An 18,248-nucleotide genomic window follows, 5' to 3' on the forward strand; every position below is an offset into this window, starting at 1 on the left:
AAATGGTTCGGAACTGGCCATTTTCATCCGGCCGGATCGGCTGCACAGTGGCGCCATGTACATCCCCCCGCAATTCGCCGAACCCCGCCCGCAGGAGCTGCACCGCATCATGCGAGACCACGCCCTGGGCATGCTGGTCACGCAGGCGGCGTCAGGCCTCGACGCGCACCACCTGCCCTTCCTGTTCGACCCCGCACAAGGCGAGTGCGGCGTGCTGCAGGCCCACGTGGCCCGGGCCAACCCGCTGTGGCGCGAAGCGGCCGAGGGCAGCCCGGTGCTGGTGGTGTTCAGGGGTGCGCAGGGCTACATCACGCCCAACTGGTACCCGGGCAAGCAGGAGACGCACCGGCGCGTCCCCACCTGGAACTACGAGGTGGTGCATGCCCACGGCACGCTGCACATCCGCGACGACGAGAGGTTCCTGCGCGGCGTGCTGGCGCGGCTCACCCGCCAGCACGAGGCGAAAGAGCCGCGCCCCTGGAAGATGAGCGAGGCGCCGGCCGACTACATCGACGAACTGCTCACGCACCTCGTGGGCATCGAGGTCCGCCTCACCCGGCTGGAAGGCAAACGCAAGCTGAGCCAGCAGTACTCGCAGGCTGACCGGGAAGGAGTGATGCGCGGGCTGGAGGCGCGGGGGGACGCGGGGTTGGCGGAGGCGATGCGGGGTATGAAGGCGCGGGTTGCGAAGTAAGGCGCCAGCGCCGCCCACTGAGAACGGCAGGACGGGCCCTTGAGGATCGACATCGCCAGGCCCGTGTTCTCCCGCCTCCGATCCGCCCTTCCCGCTCATGGCCTGCAGGCTCGGCGTGCCATGCCCGTAAAGATCAAGCCCGATATCGACGACTTCGGGCAGTTCCCTCAGGGCTTTGCCTTGGCCTTGTCGGCCGGGACGGGCGGTTCCAGCGAGGCCTTGAGGTGATTCATGTCGTTGACCATCGCCTTGAGCATGGCGACCGCTTCCTCAGTGGTTGGCTTCTTCGGCGGCGCCTCAGGCTTCTGGCGCGCCACCCGGTCCATACAGCGTTGCATGACGAACGTCGCCGCATCAGCCGAACTGGAGGGATTGCGTGGGTCGCCGCTGCGCGGCACATTCGCGTCCGCCCGGCGCTTCTCCAGCTTGTCGTAGGAGATGTCGGCATTCGGATTCAGCAGCTGCTTGACGAAGTCCATGCACGACTCATCCTTGAATGTGTCGTAGGCCTCGTCGACGATACCCAGCACAGCCTGCGCGACGTGCTGGGTCGCCGCAGCGTACGGCACGCCCCTCGATGAACCGAGCTCCCCGCGCCCGGTGGTGGAGGCCTGTGCCTTGCCGCGCTGCGTTATCACGGCCAGCCGCGCTTCCGATTCGTCCTTGCGAGCCTCCGACAGGCGCCGCTCCTTGTCGCGCACTGTGTTGGCCTTGTCCTCCAGATCGCCCTTCAGACGCGCCAGCTCCGCGGCGTCCTGCTTGTCTGCCTCCTTGCCCTTCTCGGCCGCAAGCGCCTCGTCTGCCCGGCGGTGTGCGGTCCGAGCCTCGTCCAGCTCCTGTTCGGCGGTCAGTCGCGCCGACTTCTTGCTTTCGAGTGCGGTCTGCGCCTTCTCGAGTTCGGCATCGTTCCTGTCTTCGCCACCCGCCGAGGTGGAGTTCAACAGCATCGCTTGTCCCGCGACGACCGGCTGCGTCACTTGCTCGATGGCCAGCAGCGCGAGCATGGTCGCCTGGTAACGCCGGTGCAGCGAGCGATAGTCCATGTCACTCAGCTTGCCGCTGGCCAGGCCCTCGCAAGCGCGGTACATCGCGTCGCGCAACAGCTGGATGCTCTGCGTGCGGAGCCCTACGAAAGCGCCCGACTCCGACAGTCCGAAGGCTGCGTTGGCGGCCGCCTGCCGCTCGGCTGTGCTGACCTGGCCGGCCAGGCCGCCGCTGACGCCGATAACGGTGAGCGCGTCAGGACTCGGCTCGGCGCAGGTCACATTGCTTTCGCTGGTGAACACCACACGTGTCTTCATGTCGAGTGCCACGGCCCGGCTGGTGATTCCTATCGGGCTGTTGTACGTGGTGAGTTGCGCGCAGCCTGTCGCCGTGAGCGCGAGGCAAAGCATGCAAGTCATTGGTCCGGTCGCGCGCAACATGGCGAAGCCCTCCTTCACTGCCAATGTAGTGGCACCTCGGCGGCCGGGACATCCACAAAGTTGGCGACGATGAATCCTGGGCACAGTCTTGCGCGTCGGGCACCTCGGCGGCCGGAAGACTTCGTGCGGTCTTGTGTTCTACATGACCGTCTTGACGGCTTGCCCGGCCCGACCGTGGAAGCCCTGCACCGTGCGGCAGTCCGCGCGCAAGACCGGCCCTTGGGCGCCTTGTCTACCTCGTGGCGCTCGCTACCATGTTCAGATCGAGGCCGGCGGGATGACGGGAGAGCCGAATGATCGAGAGTCTTGTCCAGGTAGCTGAGAAGCTCGTTGAACTGGGCCGCCGTCGTGAACAGAAGCGCGAGCAGCGCTTCAACGCGGTGGTGAAGCCGATGTTCGAAGCGCTCCATGATGTTCACAAGGATTATCTCGACCTTCTTCAAGAGGCAAAGGAAGCCGTCACCTCGGACGCAGCTCTTTCTGAGGTGCTGAAAACCCTGAAGAAGCGCAGGCTCGCTGAACAAGGCTTGCGTCACGACTTGCTGCGGCAAGCACATGAGCTTCTCGCGGTTGACGCCCTTGCAGACTGCCACGACTTCTTGAGGCAGGTGTCGAAGTACATAGGCGGCACGGGCTTCGTTATCGAGCGGACACGCTCGGATGGTCTGTTCAGGACGATTGCCGAAGCCGTACTGGCGGCGCAGAGCGGCGGCGAGCAGCCGAGCAGGCAGCGGCTGCTGCGCGTGGTGGAGTATGCGTTCGACGAACTGAGAAGTGACTGGAAGAACGTTTCCACGAGCTACGCGAAAGCACTTGCAGCCACTCTGAGCTAGCCGTTGATCGACGCACGCGCGTGCGGCTTGTAGCCGTAGCGCGGGCACTGCGACGACAGCGCCTTCATCCCCGGGACGTAGTCCGGCAGCCACAGGTTTGTCCTGGGCAGGTCATCGGCGCGAGCCCCGCGTTTTCAACCCGTTGCAACAACCGGGTTACCGCAATCCCTTGGTCATGCCTTGTTCATGGTTCGACGACCAGTCCCCAGTAGCCTTCGCGCTTGCAATGCGTCGCAGTGACGGCGAGGTTCGCGAAACCGCATGCAGTTCGCTCAACCGACCCCGATTCAGAGAACGAGGAGCTCATGTTCCAAACGAATCAATCCCGGCGCCGTTGCAGAAACGCCCTGGTGCGGCACCTTGCCGTGTTCGCCGCCAGCGTTGGCGTCGCAGGCGTGGCGAGTGCCGCCAACTGTGCCGACGCACCGGTCAGCGGCAAGAAGTACTACCTCGTCAACGAAGGCAGCGGCCTGCCGTTGGAAGTGTCCGCCCGGTCCGACAAGGACGGTGCCGGCGTCGCCCAGTGGAGTGCCGCCAGCGGTCCCTACAGCTTCGTCGTGGAACCACACCGAAAGCGGCAACGCCGAGGAGATCGGCAACTACATGCTGGACCTCGGCGCAGGCACCGGCGACTTCGTGAGCACCGATCCGTCGGACCGCGATGCAGGCTGGTACAGGGCCGCCAAGGGCATGGACACCTTCTGGAACGACCCGCGCTTTGCCACCTACTTGGCATGGAGCAAGAAGCTGGCTGAAACCGTCGGCAGGCCTACCGTCATGTGGCAAATTCCGGTTGGCAACTGGCAGCAGAACAACACCGACCAGCACTGGCAGGACAACAAGGTGGACTACGTCTTCGGCAACCTGGACAAGGTGGCTGATGCGCATGTGGTCGGCGTATTCTTCGGCTCCGGTGACACGCCTCAGACGACGCCGGAAACCGACGGTGGCTATCTCTTCGGCCGCACGCAGGGCTACGACAAGAGCGGTGGCGCCAAGCTGCGCTGACGATCCCGGCCCGCCAGCCTGACCAGGCAACGCGGGTCGCTTTGGACAGGTCTCCTGTCGGAACATGCCTTCTCTTAACGCTTCGATCGTCGCTGTGGAATAAAGTCCGCCGGGCTCAGCCAATGGAAATGCCACTCACCAGCTCACCGGAAGCTTCGAATGACTTGCGTCCTCGCCTGTGACCTCGGCGGGACGAGCTTTCGCGCCACGCTCGTCGATGCCCGAGGCAGGATCCGCGCGGAAAGCGTCGTCCCGAGCCCGGCCACCTTCGTCCGCTCCGGCTGGTCGGAAGTGGATCCGCATGCGTGGTGGCAGACGCTGGTCGAAGCCAGCGCCAGTCTGGCCGCGGCCGCGCCGGCACTGTTCGACGCCGTTCAGGCGGTGGCCATCTGCGGCGTCACACGCAGCCAGGTCTTCCTTGGAGGCGACGGCGAGCCATTGCGAGGCGCCATCATGTGGAACGACTCCCGGTCGGCGCGATCCGCCGCCCGCCTGGCTGCCGAACTTCCGAAGGAGCACCCCGAATCGGCGAACGTCAGCGCCTTTCATCCCCTTGCACGCCTGGCCTGGCTGCGTGACGAGGAGGAGACGACGTTTCGCAAGCTCGCCGCCGTGCTGGAGCCGAAGGACTACCTGAACTTCCGCCTCACGGGCCGACAGGCCGGCGACGCCATTTCCATGGCGCGCCTGCTCGCCTGTGCAACGCCGACGCACGGCACGGACCTCATGAGCAGGGTCGGCTCATCGGCAGGCGTCCTGCCGCCGGTTCTCGACCCGTGCGACGCGGTCGGCACCATCGTTGCCGGCCATGCGGCGCCCCTCGACCGGCTCAGCGGCATTCCTGTCTTCTGCTGTTCCATCGACACCTGGGCCGCGGCGGCCGGCCTCGGTGCGCTGAAGCCGGGCGTCGCGTTCAACATCTCGGGGACGACCGAGGTCCTGGGCGTGATGAGCAGGCACCATGCCCTCGCAGACGGCCTGCTCTCGGTCGATTGGGGCGGCCTGTTCCAGCTCGGCGGGCCGAGCCAGAACGGCGCCGACACCGTCCGCTGGCTGCTCTCGCTGCTCGGACGCGACGCAACAAGCGACGACGCTTCGACTGGCCTTGCCGTGGAGGCCCTGCTCGCGCGCCCGCGCCATCCCCAGGCACTGCTGTTCCTGCCCTATCTGCAGGGCGAGCGAACGCCCTACTGGGATGCGGATCTGCGCGGCGCATTCATCGGTCTGGGTCGCCAGCATCAAGCCACCGACCTGGCCTACGCAGTGCTCGAGGGTGTTGCCTACCTGAACCGCGTCGTGCTGGAGCGCGCCGAGGCGGCACTCGGTCAGGCCGTCACCGAGATCCGCTTCGGCGGTGGCGCGGCATCCAACACGGCCTGGCGCCAGATCAAGGCCGACGTCTGCGAGCGGCCTGTCGTCGTGGGTGCCTGTTCGCAACCCGGAGCCCTGGGAGCGGCACTCGTGGCGTGGACGGGGCTTGGCCGGTTCGATTCGCTGGAGCAGGCGCAAGACGAACTCGTCGAGGTGGCCGCCCGCCATGAGCCTGATCCGGCCCGGGCCGCAAGATACCGGCGCTTGTTCGATCTCTATCGCCGCAGCGAGGCAAGCCTGGCCGAAATTTCGCACGGCCTCGTTGCGCTCCCGGCCGAGGACTGAGCGATCGCGAGATGCCACTGATGCCACTCCGTACGATCGTCGGCCGCTTCGGGACCGCCATCGCCGGCCTGGGCCTCATCCTGTTCTTCGCTGCGTTGGCGCCGAACTTCGCTTCGGCGGCCAACCTCGTGAACGTGCTCAACGACACGGCCTTCCTCGCCATCCTCGCGATCGGCTTCACGCTTTCGTTCACGGTGGCCGAGATCGACCTGTCCATTGCGGAGGTGGCGAGCCTGGCGGCGGTCATCTGCGGCTGGCTGATTCAGCTTGGCCAGCCGGCTCTCGTCGCGGCAGGTTCGGCGCTGGCGACCGGCTGCCTCCTCGGCCTGGTCAACGGCTGGGGCGTCACGGTACTGCGCGTCCCCTCATTGATCATGACCCTCGGCATGGCGGCCATCGCCAAGGGCCTGGCCTACAAGGTCACACAGGGCGTTGCATTCGTGGGCAGCTGGCCCACCAGCTTCACCGGGCTGGCGCGGGGCGCGGTGTTCGGCGTGCCCAATCTGCTGATCTGGCTGGCCGCTGTCACGCTGTTTGCCTACGTGCTCGTCAACTGGACTCGCATCGGGGCCCACATGTCGGCCACCGGCGAGGCGGACGAAGCGGCTCGCCGGTCGGGGATCGCGACCGCGCGAATGAAGCTCGCCGGCATGGCCCTGTCGGGGTTGCTTGCCAGCGTGATGGCAGTGCTCCTGGCCGCGAACCTGTCTTCAGCCGCTCCCAGCATGGCGGGAGACTATCTGCTGTATGCGATCGCTTCCGCGCTTCTGGGCATGACGATGTTCGAACCAGGAAAGCCGAACATCGCAGGCACCGCCTTTGCGGCCTTCGTGCTCAAGGCGCTGGGCAACGGCCTGGTGCTGTTCGGCGCGCCCTACTACATGCAGGACATCGTGCTCGGCGCTGTCATCGTCGGCTCAGTCGCATGGTCCGCCGGAATCATGAAGAAGGCGGCATTCAAGGTCTGAACAACTCATCACACCAACGGAGGACATTTCATGATCGGTTTCAGCAGGTACTTCGCCGGCGCCACCGCGGCAACGCTCTTGTGGTTCACGGCGGCGTCCGCGCAGGCCCTCGAGGTCGGCATCATCGGGTTCCAGTTCTCGTCGGAGACGCACGCTCGTGTGGTCAACGCCGCAACCGCAGCCGCCAAGGCGAAAGGCTGGGTCGTCACCGTGTTGAACTCGGAAGGATCCCTGCCCAAGCATGCCGAGCAGATCGACGCGCTGGTCGTCAAGAAGGTCGACGCCATCATCATCGCGATGGGCAAGCCCACCGAGGCCGAAGCCAAACTCAAGTCGGCGCAGGACAAGGGCATACCGATCGTCACCGTGATGTCCGGATCGAGCCCGCACACGCTGTTCGACATCCAGACCAACGAATACAAGGTCGGTGCCGAGGCGGGGCTCTACCTGCTCGGCCAGCTCGGGTACAGAGGGAACATCGTGACCAGCCGCTTTGACCTCAACGTGGCAACCCGGATTCGCGGCAAGGTGCTCGATGCGGTCCTGTCCGAAAACCAGGCCATCAAGGAAATCGGCAAGTTCTCGATGTCGCGGACACAAAGCTGGCGCGACGACGTCCGCGCCGGGATGCAGGCGCTCCTGCTCCAGCACCAGGGCAGGATCAACGGCATCTGGGCCTCCTTCGACGGCCAGGCCTACGTCATCGACGACCTGCTCAAGGCGCAGGGAATCAAGAAGGGCCAGATCCCGTTCGTTTCGGTGGACGGCGGCAAGGAGACCTATGCCCGCATCGCCGACCCGAACTCGACGCTCCTGGCCACCGTGGCGATCCCGTTCGAGGAGATGGGCAGGCAGGCTGTCGACGCGATCCAGACGATCGTCGTCGAAAAGAAGCCGAAGGAGACGGTGACGAAGGGCCCCTATCTCTTCCGCGATGCCGTGCTCGTCGACAAGACGAACGTGCACGAGTACCTGCGATAGATGAAGCAGGCCGGGCCGGCGCCCATCCTCTCGCTGCGCGGCGTCGACAAGCGCTACGGCGCGGTCGTCGCACTGCGGCAGGTCGACCTCGACATCGCGCCGGGCGAACTGGTGGCGATCTGCGGCAGCAACGGCGCCGGCAAGTCCAGCCTGGTGAAGATCATCTCGGGCGCCGAAGACCTGACCTCGGGCACCATGACGGTACGCGGCGAACAGGCTCGCTTCTCGTCGCCACATGATGCGCTCGAGCACGGCGTTGCGACCATCTACCAGGATCTCGCGCTGGCGCCGCGCCTGTCGATCCCGGCGAATGTCTTCATGGGCTCGGAGCTCACCCGACCTTTCGTGCTGCCCTTCCTGCGCGTGCTGGACAAGAAGCGCATGGCCGAAGAGGCGCGCCGCTACCTCGCACGGCTGTCCGTTGTCGTCGACGACATGTCCACGCAAGTCGAACGGCTCTCCGGCGGGCAGCGACAGGCCGTCGCCATTTCGCGCGCACTGCGCTGGCAGGCCGAGATCATCGTGATGGACGAGCCGACGGCATCACTGGGCGTCAAGGAGTCGGCTGTCGTCCTCGACCTGATCCGCAGGCTCAAGGAGGACGGGCGCACCGTCGTGCTCGTCAGCCACAACATGCGCGATGTCGCGGCACTCGCCAGCCGCGTCGTCATCCTGGAAGGGGGGCGCAAGCGTGTGGATCGCCCCATCGACGGCCTGGCGGCGGACGATCTTGCGCACCTCATCGCGAGTGGTGCCGGCTGAGTCTCTGGCCATCAACGGCCCCGCCAAGCGCGCGCCGGATCCGGCTTCTTCCCCGGCTCGGCGCGCGGCACCGGCTCGTACAGCGGCCACTGACCCACGGTGCGCATCGCCTCGGCAATACGGTTGTTCTGCCACTTGAGCACGAAGTCGAGCCCGCGGTCGGCCTCGGCCTTGGTCTTTTCGCGCAGCAACAAGATGGTGGGCTCCCACATCGCCGGCTGGGCGATCACGTCGTCGAACAGGCGCTCGGTGCGCTGCGCCTCTGCTTCGCGCCCGCCCTTGCGCTGCAGGCCCGCCAGTGCGCGCAGGCCGTCGAGCACGGGTGCGGCCTCGGCCTTCAGCGCCTTGTCCATGTAGACGGTGGCGAACTTGTTGTGCGCGGCGAAGCTGCGCCCCTGCTCCAGCAAGTCCTCGAGCTGTCGCTCGGCCACGGCGTAGCGCATGCCTTCGCTCATGTCGGCGGGCAGCTTGCCGGTGCCGTAGTTCACCCAGGTGTTCCAGTCGCGCCGCACCTCGCGCTCGAAAGCGGCGAAGTCCAGAAAGTCCATCGCGCAGTCGCTGCGCACGGGGTCGATCTTCTTGTCGATGGTGAACAGCGTGCAAAAGCGCGTGATGCCTTCTGCGCGCACCTCTGCCGCATAGGCCAGGTCGGCCCCCGCCGCACTGAGGCTGCCCTTGGGCTGCAGGCGGCCCTTGTCGTCCGGCTCGCTCCACTGCTTGAGCATCACGCCGGCGGTGGCGCGCACATTGCCCTCGACCTTGGTCTGCGCGGTGGAGTCGCGGTACAGCGTGGTCATGTAGCCGGCCACCTTGGTTTCGGTACGGGTCTTGTCCTGCCTGGCCTTGAAGCCCCCGGAGACCGAGAGGTTGACGCGCCGCGGGCGGTCGTCCACTTCGCCCAGCCGCGCACCTGCGAAGAACGTGCCGTTGGTTTCGGTGCCGACCGTGTTGCGCACTGCGTTGTCGATGAGGCCGATGTTCAGGTTGTCGTGGCAGGCCAGCAGCTCGTGCATCCAGTCGTCCGGCACGGGCTCGCCGCGCTGCGCGCGGTCGGTGAGATCCATCAGGTGTTCGTACACGTCCATGAACCTGGCCATCAGCTCGGGCTCCTGGCCCTTGCTCAAGCGCAGCACGCGCAGCTGCACGCCGCTTTCGAGGCCTGTCTCGCCCCTGGCCTTCCAGTCGGCTGCGCCGCCGAGACCGGCTCGGGCGCCATGTGCCTCGTCGCCGATGGACCACACGTAGCCGAAGTTCGCCCCCGCCCCCAGCTGCCCTTGCAGGGTCTGCTGCTCGCCCAGCTGCAGGTACAGGCCGGTGCGCCCCATGTAGATCTCCATCACCTGGTCGCTGTTGTGCTGCACGCTGGCATTGAGCTTGAGGCCCACACCGGTGGGCAGGCTGGCCGCGGCCACCGCGCCCGAGAGCGGGCCGGTGTTCGCGCCCCAGACCTTCTGGCCGGTGATACGCAGCCGGTCGCGCCATTCGAGGTTCTCGATCATGTCGCGCGTCATGTCGAACAGCGCCCTGGCCGACGTGACCCTCGTGGGGTTGCCGTCGCGCAGCAGCCGGTTGGCGCGGGCCACCGCGTCGTGCACGCGTACTTCGTCGCCGGGCGAGGCGGCAGAGGGCAGGTGCCCCTGCAGCATGTTCATGGCTTGCAGCACCGTGTACCTGCCGGTGCGCAGCTCCTGCCAGGTCGAGTCCAGGGTGAGTCCGGCAACGATGGGCTGCCCACCGCTCCTGGCACGGGCTTCACGCTCGAAGAACTGCTGCAGGTCGCGACGGTGCTGCTCGATGGATTGCAACGCCTTCGTGTCGAGCTTCATCGTGGTGAGGTCGCTGCCCTCGGGGCGCCACTGCACGTGGTACGCAATGGCCTGCCACGCCAGCTCGCCCTGCGACGGCATGTGCCCGGCGGGCAACTGATGGGCGCGCGCGGCCAGGTAGGCGTTGAGGTGCGCAGCGGCCTCTTCCAATGCTTTGGCCGCTTGCCGCGCGGGCGTGGGGAGCGCCGTCGCAGCGCCCACGGCCATGGCCTGCCGCAGCGCGTTCAACGGGTTGGAGGGCGCGAGCACCGCAGGGCTGCCCTGCGATGCGGCGCGTTCGGTGAGCCACTGCAGCGGCTTCTTGAGATGCTGGTTGGCCTTGTCATAGTCCGAGCCCGGTGCGGTGCTGTCGTAGCCGTTGCGGAAGGCGCGATAGGCCGCGCGCTCGTCCGGCGAACAAGCCGCCAGCGCCTTGTCCGCTTCGGCCGCATGCGTGACGCTGCGGGCCGCGCGTTGCGCTGCGGCGACCCACTCGCGTTGCGCAGCGTCGGCTTCAGGCAGATTCAGGCGCACCTCGTCGGCCAGCAGGTACAGGCGGGCGGCCTCGGCCTGCGCCTTGCCCAGCGGCGCCTGCGCGGGCCCGAGCAGCAGCTCGAGCATCTGCAGCCCCGCGCCTTCGTCGGCCAGCAGCCGGGCCAGGCGTTGTGCGAAGGCGCTGGCGGCCACCTCGCCGCCCGGCTGTGAAACCAAGGCGGCAAGCGGCAGGGCCTGCAGTTCATGCACGAGCTCGGCGGCGTGCAACGCATGGCCACCCGTGGCCACGCTCAGCGCCTCGAACGCCATGTTGATGGCCAGGCTCATGGGCAGCGCCTCACCGCCGAAGCGGGCCAGCCGCTCCGGCAGCGACCGGCTCCAGCCCTGCACCGCATCGCGCAAGGGCTGCAGGTTGGCTGTCTGCGCGAAGCCGGGGCAGGCTTCGAGCAACTCACGGCAGCGGGCTGCCTCGAGCGCGGCAAACGACTGCACCGCCTCGAGGGCCTGCGCATCGGCCGTCGCCTTCACGCCTTCGCGCGCCTCGCCCACGCGCTGCAGCGGCGCCTGATGCGAGCGCAGCTGGTCGGCGGCGCGATCGCTGTCCCACAGGTCCCGCTCGCTGGCGCCGGCGATCCGCTGGGCGTCGAGGGTCTGCGCCTGCAGTCCCTGCTGGCGCTGCTCGAGGGCGAGGGCCCTGGCCTGCAAGCCGGACAGCACCTCGCTCTTGCGGGCATGCACTTCCTCCAGCGCCGCGAGGTTCGAGCTGCGCTGCGCATGCTCGCGCTCCGAGCTCAACAGGTCGCGCAACGGTGACATGCCGGTGCCCGCGATCGGGCTCTGCCCTGGCAGCGGTGCATCGCGCATCGCTGCGAGCGCCTGCCGCTCCTGCGCCATCATGTCGCGGGTCAACGTCAGCACATCACGGGTCAAGGCGATCTCTTCTCGCGTGGTGGCGAGCTCGGCGGCAAGCGCGACACCTTGCCGGGAAAGTTGATGGGCGCGGTCGGACAGCGTGCCCACGCGCCGCGCAAACAGCGCCATCTCGCCTTCGGTGCGTTCCAGGTGGCCGGCCACCACCTCAGTGGCGGCGGCGACCTGGTTGACGGCGATGCGCGCGTCCATGGCGCGCTGCTCGGCGGCCAGCTTGGAGATGAACGACGACAGCGTCTTTTGCAAGCCGCCTTCCGCTTCGCCAGCCGGCGCGCCGGGCTCGAGCTTCGTGCCGGCGTAGCGCAGCAGATGTTCGTGCGCCACCGGCTCGCCGCGCGCGAAGCCCATGACCCTCGCAGCGCCGTGCAGCAGCTTGCCCAGCGCGAGGCGCGGCACCATCGTCGGCGGTGGCGTGCTTTCGGCAACGGGCTCGGCAGTCAGGGTCCGGGCCCGCGCCAGAGGGTCAGCCTGGGCAGACAGCACTTCGTTGCGCGCCACCAGCGGGTCGAGCGTGTAGAGCTTGGCACCGGCCTCGCCGGTGTGCGCCGTCGTGTTGCCCATGCCGGGCAACAGGAGCGCGCTGTTGGTCGGGCGCGAAGGGATCTTGGGCATGAGGCAGGTACCGGAGCGCGAGTTCAAACAACGAAGGCGTGCAGATACCTACCGAGCGATGCTCTTGGGATGCGGAGGACCCTCTCTCGAAGCAGTGTGTCGGGGGCACGCCAAGCCGCCATGTGCGGCCGGAAGGCATGCGCGACGCAGCGAAGTGCTGCATCGGCCCCGGCAAAGGCAGCCTAGACGCCGCCCCTGGTTATGCACGCCCGGCAAGCACCGTCTCGGCCAGCAACTCGTCGAGGAGCGTCATGTCGGGCATGCCATCCCCTGGAGAGGCTTCGGCCAGCTCAGCCAGCAGCCCGCTCAGGTACCTGTTCAACAGGGGGCGAGCCGGCAGCCACTCCTTCTCGCCGCTGCGGCGTTTCAGGGCCAGAAGCTCCTCGATGTCCTGACGCACGGCAGGATCGCCCACCAACTCGCGCATGAGCGACTCGAATGCCATCGGTGGCGCTTCAGGCCGTTCCAGAACCCACTTCGCCGCAAGAAGGGGCCGCAGAACGTAGAGGTACTTCTTGGCGAGCACCTGCTCGCCTTGAAGGTACTCGCGAAAATTGCCGCGCCCCATCGCGAAGTAGTGATGGAACGAGCGCACCGGCTGGTACACCGCCGAAGCCACGTCCCGCAGGCGCTGCACGAAGCGATCGTCCTGCCGGTACACCACCGGCGAGCTGAGCCATTCCACCAACGTGGCGTTGCCCTTGGCGAGCAGTTGCAGCGCCTTGCGCACGTCCCAGCCATTCACGTCGAAGACCGGGCCAGGCACTTCCTCGATCACGTCCCGCATCGGAGTCACCCGCAGGTATTCCTTCGCGGGCCGCACGAAGACGAAGCGAACGTCGTAGTCGGAATCCGGCGAGGCGAAGCCCCAGCCCCGGCTGCCCGACTCGCACGCATAGAGAACGCGCACGTCGTGCTCGGCTTCCACGGCCTGCAGCTTGCGCAGGATCTCTTGCCTCACTGCGGGATCGATCGGATGCGCCTGCGTACTGACGCAAGCGCATCCGCTCTTGAATGGTTCGCTCATCTCTCGCTCTTTCTCGTGGTCGATGAAACGCGGCGTCAAAAAAAGATTGTCGCACTCGCTTGACGACGAAGTGAAGAGTCTTTACAGTCCGCCTCCTCGCTGCCGACAACGGCATCGAGATCCGATCAACTGAAACCCAACACCGAAGAGTTCATCGTGCTACGCCAAGACCACACCGCAAATCGCTCGCTGCCCCTGAAGGGCCAGTGTGCGTTCGTGCGCGCCGCCTTCGGCAAGACCGCGGTCGTCACGATGAATGAACGGCATCCCGTCAAGAGCCAGCGCCCCGTCGGGTCGCTTGGTTACGAGGATTGGATGCATCCGGGCAAGGGAGGCGCATAAGGCGCGTCCCCTCCACTCGATCACAAGTCGAGGCCCGGATTCCGAAAGGATCCGGGCCTTTTTGTTTTTGCCGAGCCGGTTGGCAGCCAGCTCACCTTCGCGCCCCACAGGGACGCACCGCCTTCGCGTTGGCGCTGGCGGATCGCTCTTTGACAAGTTGCCGCGAACACGCCTGCACAACTGGGTGCGGCGCGCGTTCGCTACCCAAGCGGATATAGCTCAGCAGGGAGAGCGCGGCCACGCCATGGCCGAGGCCCCGGGTTCGATGCCCGGTATCCGCTCCAAGACATCTCATTGCGGGTGTGTTCCGGCACAACGGCCGGGCATGCGTCCCTCGACGTGCAGGGGCGGCCGGAATGTGCGGCGCAGGGACCCTTGCGCTCGCGCAGCGAGAGCACATCACAGCGGGGCACCGCGCTCGCGCTGGAGCACAACCGCAATGAGATCGAAGCCCATGGTGCTCAGCAGGAATAGCAGCCGCCTTGCAGGCTGCAGGTTCGATCCCTATCACCTCCACCATGACCTTCATAACGCTCCGTTAACTCAGTGGCCAGAGTGCCGGCCTGTCTAGCCGGAAGCCGCGGGTTCGACCCCCGCACGGGGCGCCAGATCATTGCCGAGATAGCTCAGTTGGTAGAGCGGCGCGTTGAAGGCGCGTGCGTCGGGGGATCGCTCAATGCCGCAGGCGTTGGACGCGCCGCAGGCGCGGGCCGAAGGCCGAGCGAAGCGAGCAAGCCCTCTCTCGGCACCAGCAACAGAACCTCGTTAGCTCAGCAGGATTCCAGAGCGCCGGTCTACGAAGCCGGAGGTCGCACGTTCGAGTCGTGCACGAGGTACCAACCAAAGGTGCGTTCCCATCCGCGAGGACCAATTTCTTTCTGGTGTGGCGCAGAGATCCAGCTGGACCAGCAGTTCTGTTTTCGAAGTGACGAGCAAGCGCCGCAAGGGCTTCCCGTCTGAGACGAAGGGCAAGCGCGACGACTACCACCGCGAATGACGTTGCCTTCGGTCCGGTAGCTCAGCGGCAGAGAAGCGCCCTCACAAGGCGCAGGTCAGTGGATCGTTCGCACCTCGGACCACAAACCCGATGGAGAGCTGCCCGAGCGGTAAGGGGTCGGCTTGCTACGCCGAAGCCGGTGCGCAAGCGCCGCACAGGTTCGAGTCCTGTGCTCTCCGCCATCTTGTTGCCGTCCCGTTCGTCTAACGGCAAGGACACGACCCTTTCAAGGTCGAAACACGGGTTCGATTCCCGTACGGGACGCCACACGCGGCTGGTTCATGCCACCCGGGCGCACCACCATCACAAGGAGAACAGCCATGGAGCTGATGAAGAACGTCCAGGGATGGACAGAAGGCGTCGAGGTGGACCACCAGGCGCTGAACCAGATCCGCAACATCGCGGGCCTGCCCATCGTGGCCGGGCACGTGGCGATCATGCCGGACGTGCACCTGGGCAAGGGCGCGACCGTGGGCTCGGTAATCCCGACCCGCGGCGCGATCATCCCGGCGGCTGTCGGCGTGGACATCGGTTGCGGCATGTGCGCGGTGCGCACCGACCTGAGCGCCGGCGACCTGCCCACCAGCCTGTCGGCGATGCGCTCGGCGATCGAATCGCTGGTGCCCGTCGGCTTCTCGATCCACGACAAGGAGCTGAACCCGACGCACGAAGCGGCGCATGGGCGCGTGCTGAAGCAGCGCATGGACGCGCTCTACGCGCGCTTCGAGAAGCTCTCGATCCTGCAGGTGCTCGGCTCGGTCGACGCCCGCAAGATCTGGAAGCAGCTCGGCACGCTGGGCGGCGGCAACCACTTCATCGAGCTGTGCCTCGACGAGGCCGGCGCGGTGTGGGTGATGCTGCACTCGGGTTCGCGCAACATCGGCAAGACGATCGGTGAAGCGGCGATCGGCATGGCCCGCGAAGCCGCCATGAAGGCCGGCGTCGCATTGCCTGACCGCGACCTCGCCTGGTTGAACGAAGGCTCGCCCGAGTTCCACCAGTACGTCGAAGCCTTGCAATGGGCGCAGGACTACGCGGCGCTGAACCGTGACCTGATGCTGTTCCGCGTGATGCGCGCGATCCGCGACACGATGGGCCGGGAGATCGGCTCCACCAAGGCAGCGATCAACTGTCATCACAACTACGCGACCGTCGAAGAGCACTTCGGGTCGAAGGTGTGGATCACCCGCAAGGGCGCGGTGAGCGCGCGCGTAGGCCAACTCGGGATCATCCCCGGCTCGATGGGTGCCAAGTCGTACATCGTGCGCGGCAAGGGCAACCCCTTGGCGTACTGCTCGTGCTCGCACGGTGCGGGTCGCCGCCACTCACGGGGTGCGGCAAAACGCCTCTTCGACCTCGACGCGCTCGCTGCCCAGACCTCCGGTGTCGAGTGCCGCAAGGACGAAGGCGTGCTCGACGAGATTCCCGGCGCCTACAAGGACATCGACGCGGTGATGGCGGCGCAGAGCGATCTGGTGAGCGTGGAGCACACACTCAAGCAGGTGCTGTGTGTGAAGGGCTGAAGGATCGGCTGGCGTCTGCTTCGTCGTCGTGGGTTCGAGTCCTGCCCGGCTTCAAGGTCGGTAGCTCGGGAAGAGGTCTCATTGAACCTTGCCATCGCATCTTCAAGGGGCGCCTTCGGGCGCCCCTTTTAATTTGCATCGACACAACAGAGAGAGGGAGCAGAGGCCGCCGGCGCCCCCCTCACTCCACCGTCACGCTCTTCGCCAGATTCCGAGGCTTGTCCACGTCCGTCCCGCGTGCGCAGGCCGTGTGATACGCCAGCAGCTGCAGCGGCACCACGTGCAGGATGGGCGACAGTGCGCCGTAATGTTCCGGCATGCGGATCACGTGCACGCCCTCGCTGCTTTCGATGCGGGTGTCGGCGTCGGCAAACACGTAGAGCTGGCCGCCGCGGGCGCGCACTTCCTGGATGTTGCTCTTGAGCTTTTCGAGCAGGGTGTCGTTGGGCGCCACGGTCACCACCGGCATTTCGCTCGTCACCAGCGCCAGCGGGCCGTGCTTCAGCTCGCCGGCCGGGTAGGCCTCGGCGTGGATGTAGCTGATCTCCTTGAGCTTGAGCGCGCCTTCGAGGGCAATGGGGTAGTGCAGGCCGCGGCCGAGGAAGAGCGCGTTTTCCTTGCGGGCGAAGGCCTCGGCCCAGCCGATGACCTGCGGCTCCAGCGCCAGCACGCTCTGCAGCGCCACCGGCAGGTGCCGCATAGCCTTCAGGTGTTCGGCTTCCTGCGCTTCGTTGAGGCGGCCGCGCACCTGGGCCAGCGCCAGCGTGAGCAGGAACAGGCCCGCCAGCTGCGTGGTGAAGGCCTTGGTGGAGGCCACGCCGATCTCGACGCCGGCGCGCGTGATGTAGGCCAGCTCGCACTCGCGCACCATCGCGCTTGTGGCGACGTTGCAGATGGTCAGCGTGTGCGGCATGCCGAGCGAGCGCGCATGCTTCAGCGCCGCCAGCGTGTCGGCCGTTTCACCGCTCTGGCTGATGGTGACCACCAGCGTCTTGGGGTTGGGCACGCTGTCGCGGTAGCGGTACTCGCTGGCGATCTCGACGTTGGTGGGGATCCCGGCAATCGACTCCAGCCAGTACTTGGCAGTGGAGCCTGAGTAGTAGCTGGTGCCGCAGGCCAGGATGAGCACCTGCTCCACGTCCTTGAACACCTTGTAGGCGCCGTCGCCGAAAAGCTCCGGCGTGATGCTCACCACGCCGTCGAGCGTGTCCGAAATAGCGCGCGGCTGCTCGAAGATTTCCTTCTGCATGTAGTGGCGATACGGGCCCAGCTCGGCCGCGCCGGTGTGGGCATGCACGGTGCGCACCGGACGCTCGACGCGCACGAAGCGCTCGGCGTTGCCGTTGCTCGCATCACGCGCCTCGATCCAGTACTTGCCGAGCTGCAGGTCGACCACGTCGCCTTCTTCGAGGTAGATGATCTGGTCGGTCACGCCGGCCAGTGCCATCGCGTCCGAAGCCAGGAAGTTCTCGCCCGATTGCACGCCCACGCCCAGCACCAGCGGCGAACCTTCGCGGGCGCCCACCACGCGGTGCGGTTCGTCGCGGCAGAACACCGCGATCGCATAGGCGCCCTTCAGGCGCAGCGTGGCTCGCTTCACCGCGTCGAACAGGTCGCCGTCGTAGAGCGAGTCGACCAGGTGCGCGATGACCTCTGTGTCGGTCTGGCTGGTGAAGAGGTAGCCGCGGGCCTTCAGCTCGTCGCGCAGCTCGTCGTGGTTCTCGATGATGCCGTTGTGCACCAGCGCAATGCGGCCCGGCTTGGCCTTGAACGCGTCGGCGCCGGTGCCGTGCGAAAAGTGCGGGTGGGCGTTGTGCACCGCCGGCGCGCCGTGCGTCGCCCAGCGGGTGTGGGCGATGCCGGTGCCGCCCTGCACTTCTTCCTGAGCCACCTGTGCGTCGAGCTCGGCCACCCGCGAGGTGCTGCGCGCCCGGCGCAGGCCGCCGGCCTGGTGTACCGCCACGCCGCAGGAGTCATAGCCGCGGTATTCGAGCCGCTTCAGGCCTTCGATGAGGATGGGAACGATGTTGCGTTGGCTGACTGCACCGACGATGCCGCACATGACGAAGGCCTTTCTTGAACGGGAATGGCGGCGATGGTAGGCAGGCGCCAAGGAAATTTTCTTGCGATATTCACACACCAATGAGTGAATCAATCATCACAAGGCTCGAATGAACGAACGCTTCATTTG

General features: G+C 66.6%; 12 protein-coding genes and 7 tRNA genes. 15 read left to right on the forward strand and 4 right to left on the reverse strand.

Annotated features, from left to right (window positions below):
• Nucleotides 1-55 precede the first annotated feature (55 nt).
• The gene (locus tag E8D38_RS04700; RefSeq protein WP_140626573.1) at nucleotides 56-694 is read left to right on the forward strand and encodes an FMN-binding negative transcriptional regulator; all 639 of its coding nucleotides are present in this window, start codon (nucleotides 56-58) and stop codon (nucleotides 692-694) included.
• A gap of 167 nt (nucleotides 695-861) precedes the next feature.
• Here E8D38_RS04700 and E8D38_RS04705 read toward each other — a convergent pair whose 3' ends face one another.
• Entirely contained in the window at nucleotides 862-2,118 is a 1,257-nt protein-coding gene (locus tag E8D38_RS04705; RefSeq protein WP_140626574.1) for a hypothetical protein, read from the reverse strand.
• A 293-nt stretch (nucleotides 2,119-2,411) separates the two neighbouring features.
• Here E8D38_RS04705 and E8D38_RS04710 point away from each other — a divergent pair, with 293 nt between their 5' ends.
• The 6 genes from E8D38_RS04710 to E8D38_RS04735 all read left to right on the forward strand — a co-directional run bounded on the left by E8D38_RS04710 (nucleotide 2,412) and on the right by E8D38_RS04735 (nucleotide 8,326).
• Nucleotides 2,412-2,951 (forward strand): hypothetical protein, encoded by a 540-nt coding sequence (locus E8D38_RS04710; RefSeq protein WP_140626575.1) that lies wholly within the window; start codon nucleotides 2,412-2,414, stop codon nucleotides 2,949-2,951.
• Between the two features lie 528 nt (nucleotides 2,952-3,479).
• Nucleotides 3,480-3,959 (forward strand): hypothetical protein, encoded by a 480-nt coding sequence (locus E8D38_RS04715; RefSeq protein ID WP_219851651.1) that lies wholly within the window; start codon nucleotides 3,480-3,482, stop codon nucleotides 3,957-3,959.
• A gap of 159 nt (nucleotides 3,960-4,118) precedes the next feature.
• Nucleotides 4,119-5,615, forward strand: coding sequence for a xylulokinase (locus E8D38_RS04720; RefSeq protein WP_140626576.1), 1,497 nt, complete (start codon nucleotides 4,119-4,121; stop codon nucleotides 5,613-5,615).
• Between the two features lie 11 nt (nucleotides 5,616-5,626).
• The gene (locus tag E8D38_RS04725) at nucleotides 5,627-6,583 is read left to right on the forward strand and encodes an ABC transporter permease (RefSeq protein WP_246099359.1); all 957 of its coding nucleotides are present in this window, start codon (nucleotides 5,627-5,629) and stop codon (nucleotides 6,581-6,583) included.
• A 30-nt stretch (nucleotides 6,584-6,613) separates the two neighbouring features.
• Nucleotides 6,614-7,564 (forward strand): sugar ABC transporter substrate-binding protein, encoded by a 951-nt coding sequence (locus E8D38_RS04730; RefSeq protein WP_140626577.1) that lies wholly within the window; start codon nucleotides 6,614-6,616, stop codon nucleotides 7,562-7,564.
• Nucleotides 7,565-8,326 carry an ATP-binding cassette domain-containing protein gene (locus tag E8D38_RS04735; RefSeq protein WP_140626578.1) on the forward strand — a complete coding sequence of 254 codons (762 nt, stop codon included), beginning with the start codon at nucleotides 7,565-7,567 and terminating at the stop codon, nucleotides 8,324-8,326.
• Nucleotides 8,327-8,337: 11 nt separating this feature from the next.
• On the opposite strand, the gene xopZ is transcribed toward E8D38_RS04735, so the two are convergent.
• Both xopZ and E8D38_RS04745 read right to left on the reverse strand, forming a co-directional pair.
• The gene (xopZ, locus tag E8D38_RS04740; RefSeq protein WP_140626579.1) at nucleotides 8,338-12,168 is read right to left on the reverse strand and encodes a XopZ family type III secretion system effector; all 3,831 of its coding nucleotides are present in this window, start codon (nucleotides 12,166-12,168) and stop codon (nucleotides 8,338-8,340) included.
• Between the two features lie 199 nt (nucleotides 12,169-12,367).
• Nucleotides 12,368-13,195: a nucleotidyltransferase domain-containing protein gene (locus E8D38_RS04745; protein WP_140626580.1), complete on the reverse strand. Its 828-nt coding sequence runs from the start codon at nucleotides 13,193-13,195 to the stop codon at nucleotides 12,368-12,370.
• A gap of 550 nt (nucleotides 13,196-13,745) precedes the next feature.
• On the opposite strand from E8D38_RS04745, the gene E8D38_RS04750 reads away from it, so the two are divergent.
• From E8D38_RS04750 to E8D38_RS04780, 8 genes are all read left to right on the forward strand, one after another.
• Nucleotides 13,746-13,821: transfer RNA gene (locus tag E8D38_RS04750), tRNA-Gly, on the forward strand.
• Between the two features lie 248 nt (nucleotides 13,822-14,069).
• Nucleotides 14,070-14,145: transfer RNA gene (locus tag E8D38_RS04755), tRNA-Asp, on the forward strand.
• Nucleotides 14,146-14,152: 7 nt separating this feature from the next.
• Nucleotides 14,153-14,288, forward strand: a tRNA-Phe gene (locus E8D38_RS28185).
• An 8-nt stretch (nucleotides 14,289-14,296) separates the two neighbouring features.
• A tRNA-Arg gene (locus tag E8D38_RS04760) sits at nucleotides 14,297-14,376 on the forward strand.
• A 168-nt stretch (nucleotides 14,377-14,544) separates the two neighbouring features.
• Nucleotides 14,545-14,616: transfer RNA gene (locus tag E8D38_RS04765), tRNA-Val, on the forward strand.
• Nucleotides 14,617-14,626: 10 nt separating this feature from the next.
• Nucleotides 14,627-14,716 (forward strand) — tRNA-Ser (locus E8D38_RS04770).
• A 10-nt stretch (nucleotides 14,717-14,726) separates the two neighbouring features.
• Nucleotides 14,727-14,801 (forward strand) — tRNA-Glu (locus E8D38_RS04775).
• A 53-nt stretch (nucleotides 14,802-14,854) separates the two neighbouring features.
• Nucleotides 14,855-16,057: an RtcB family protein gene (locus E8D38_RS04780; protein WP_140626581.1), complete on the forward strand. Its 1,203-nt coding sequence runs from the start codon at nucleotides 14,855-14,857 to the stop codon at nucleotides 16,055-16,057.
• Between the two features lie 181 nt (nucleotides 16,058-16,238).
• On the opposite strand, the gene glmS is transcribed toward E8D38_RS04780, so the two are convergent.
• Entirely contained in the window at nucleotides 16,239-18,119 is a 1,881-nt protein-coding gene (gene glmS / locus E8D38_RS04785) for a glutamine--fructose-6-phosphate transaminase (isomerizing) (protein ID WP_140626582.1), read from the reverse strand.
• Nucleotides 18,120-18,248 lie beyond the last annotated feature (129 nt).

It is taken from the genome of Methylibium rhizosphaerae (assembly GCF_006386545.1).
GTDB classification, from domain to species: Bacteria; Pseudomonadota; Gammaproteobacteria; order Burkholderiales; family Burkholderiaceae_C; genus Pseudorivibacter; species Pseudorivibacter rhizosphaerae.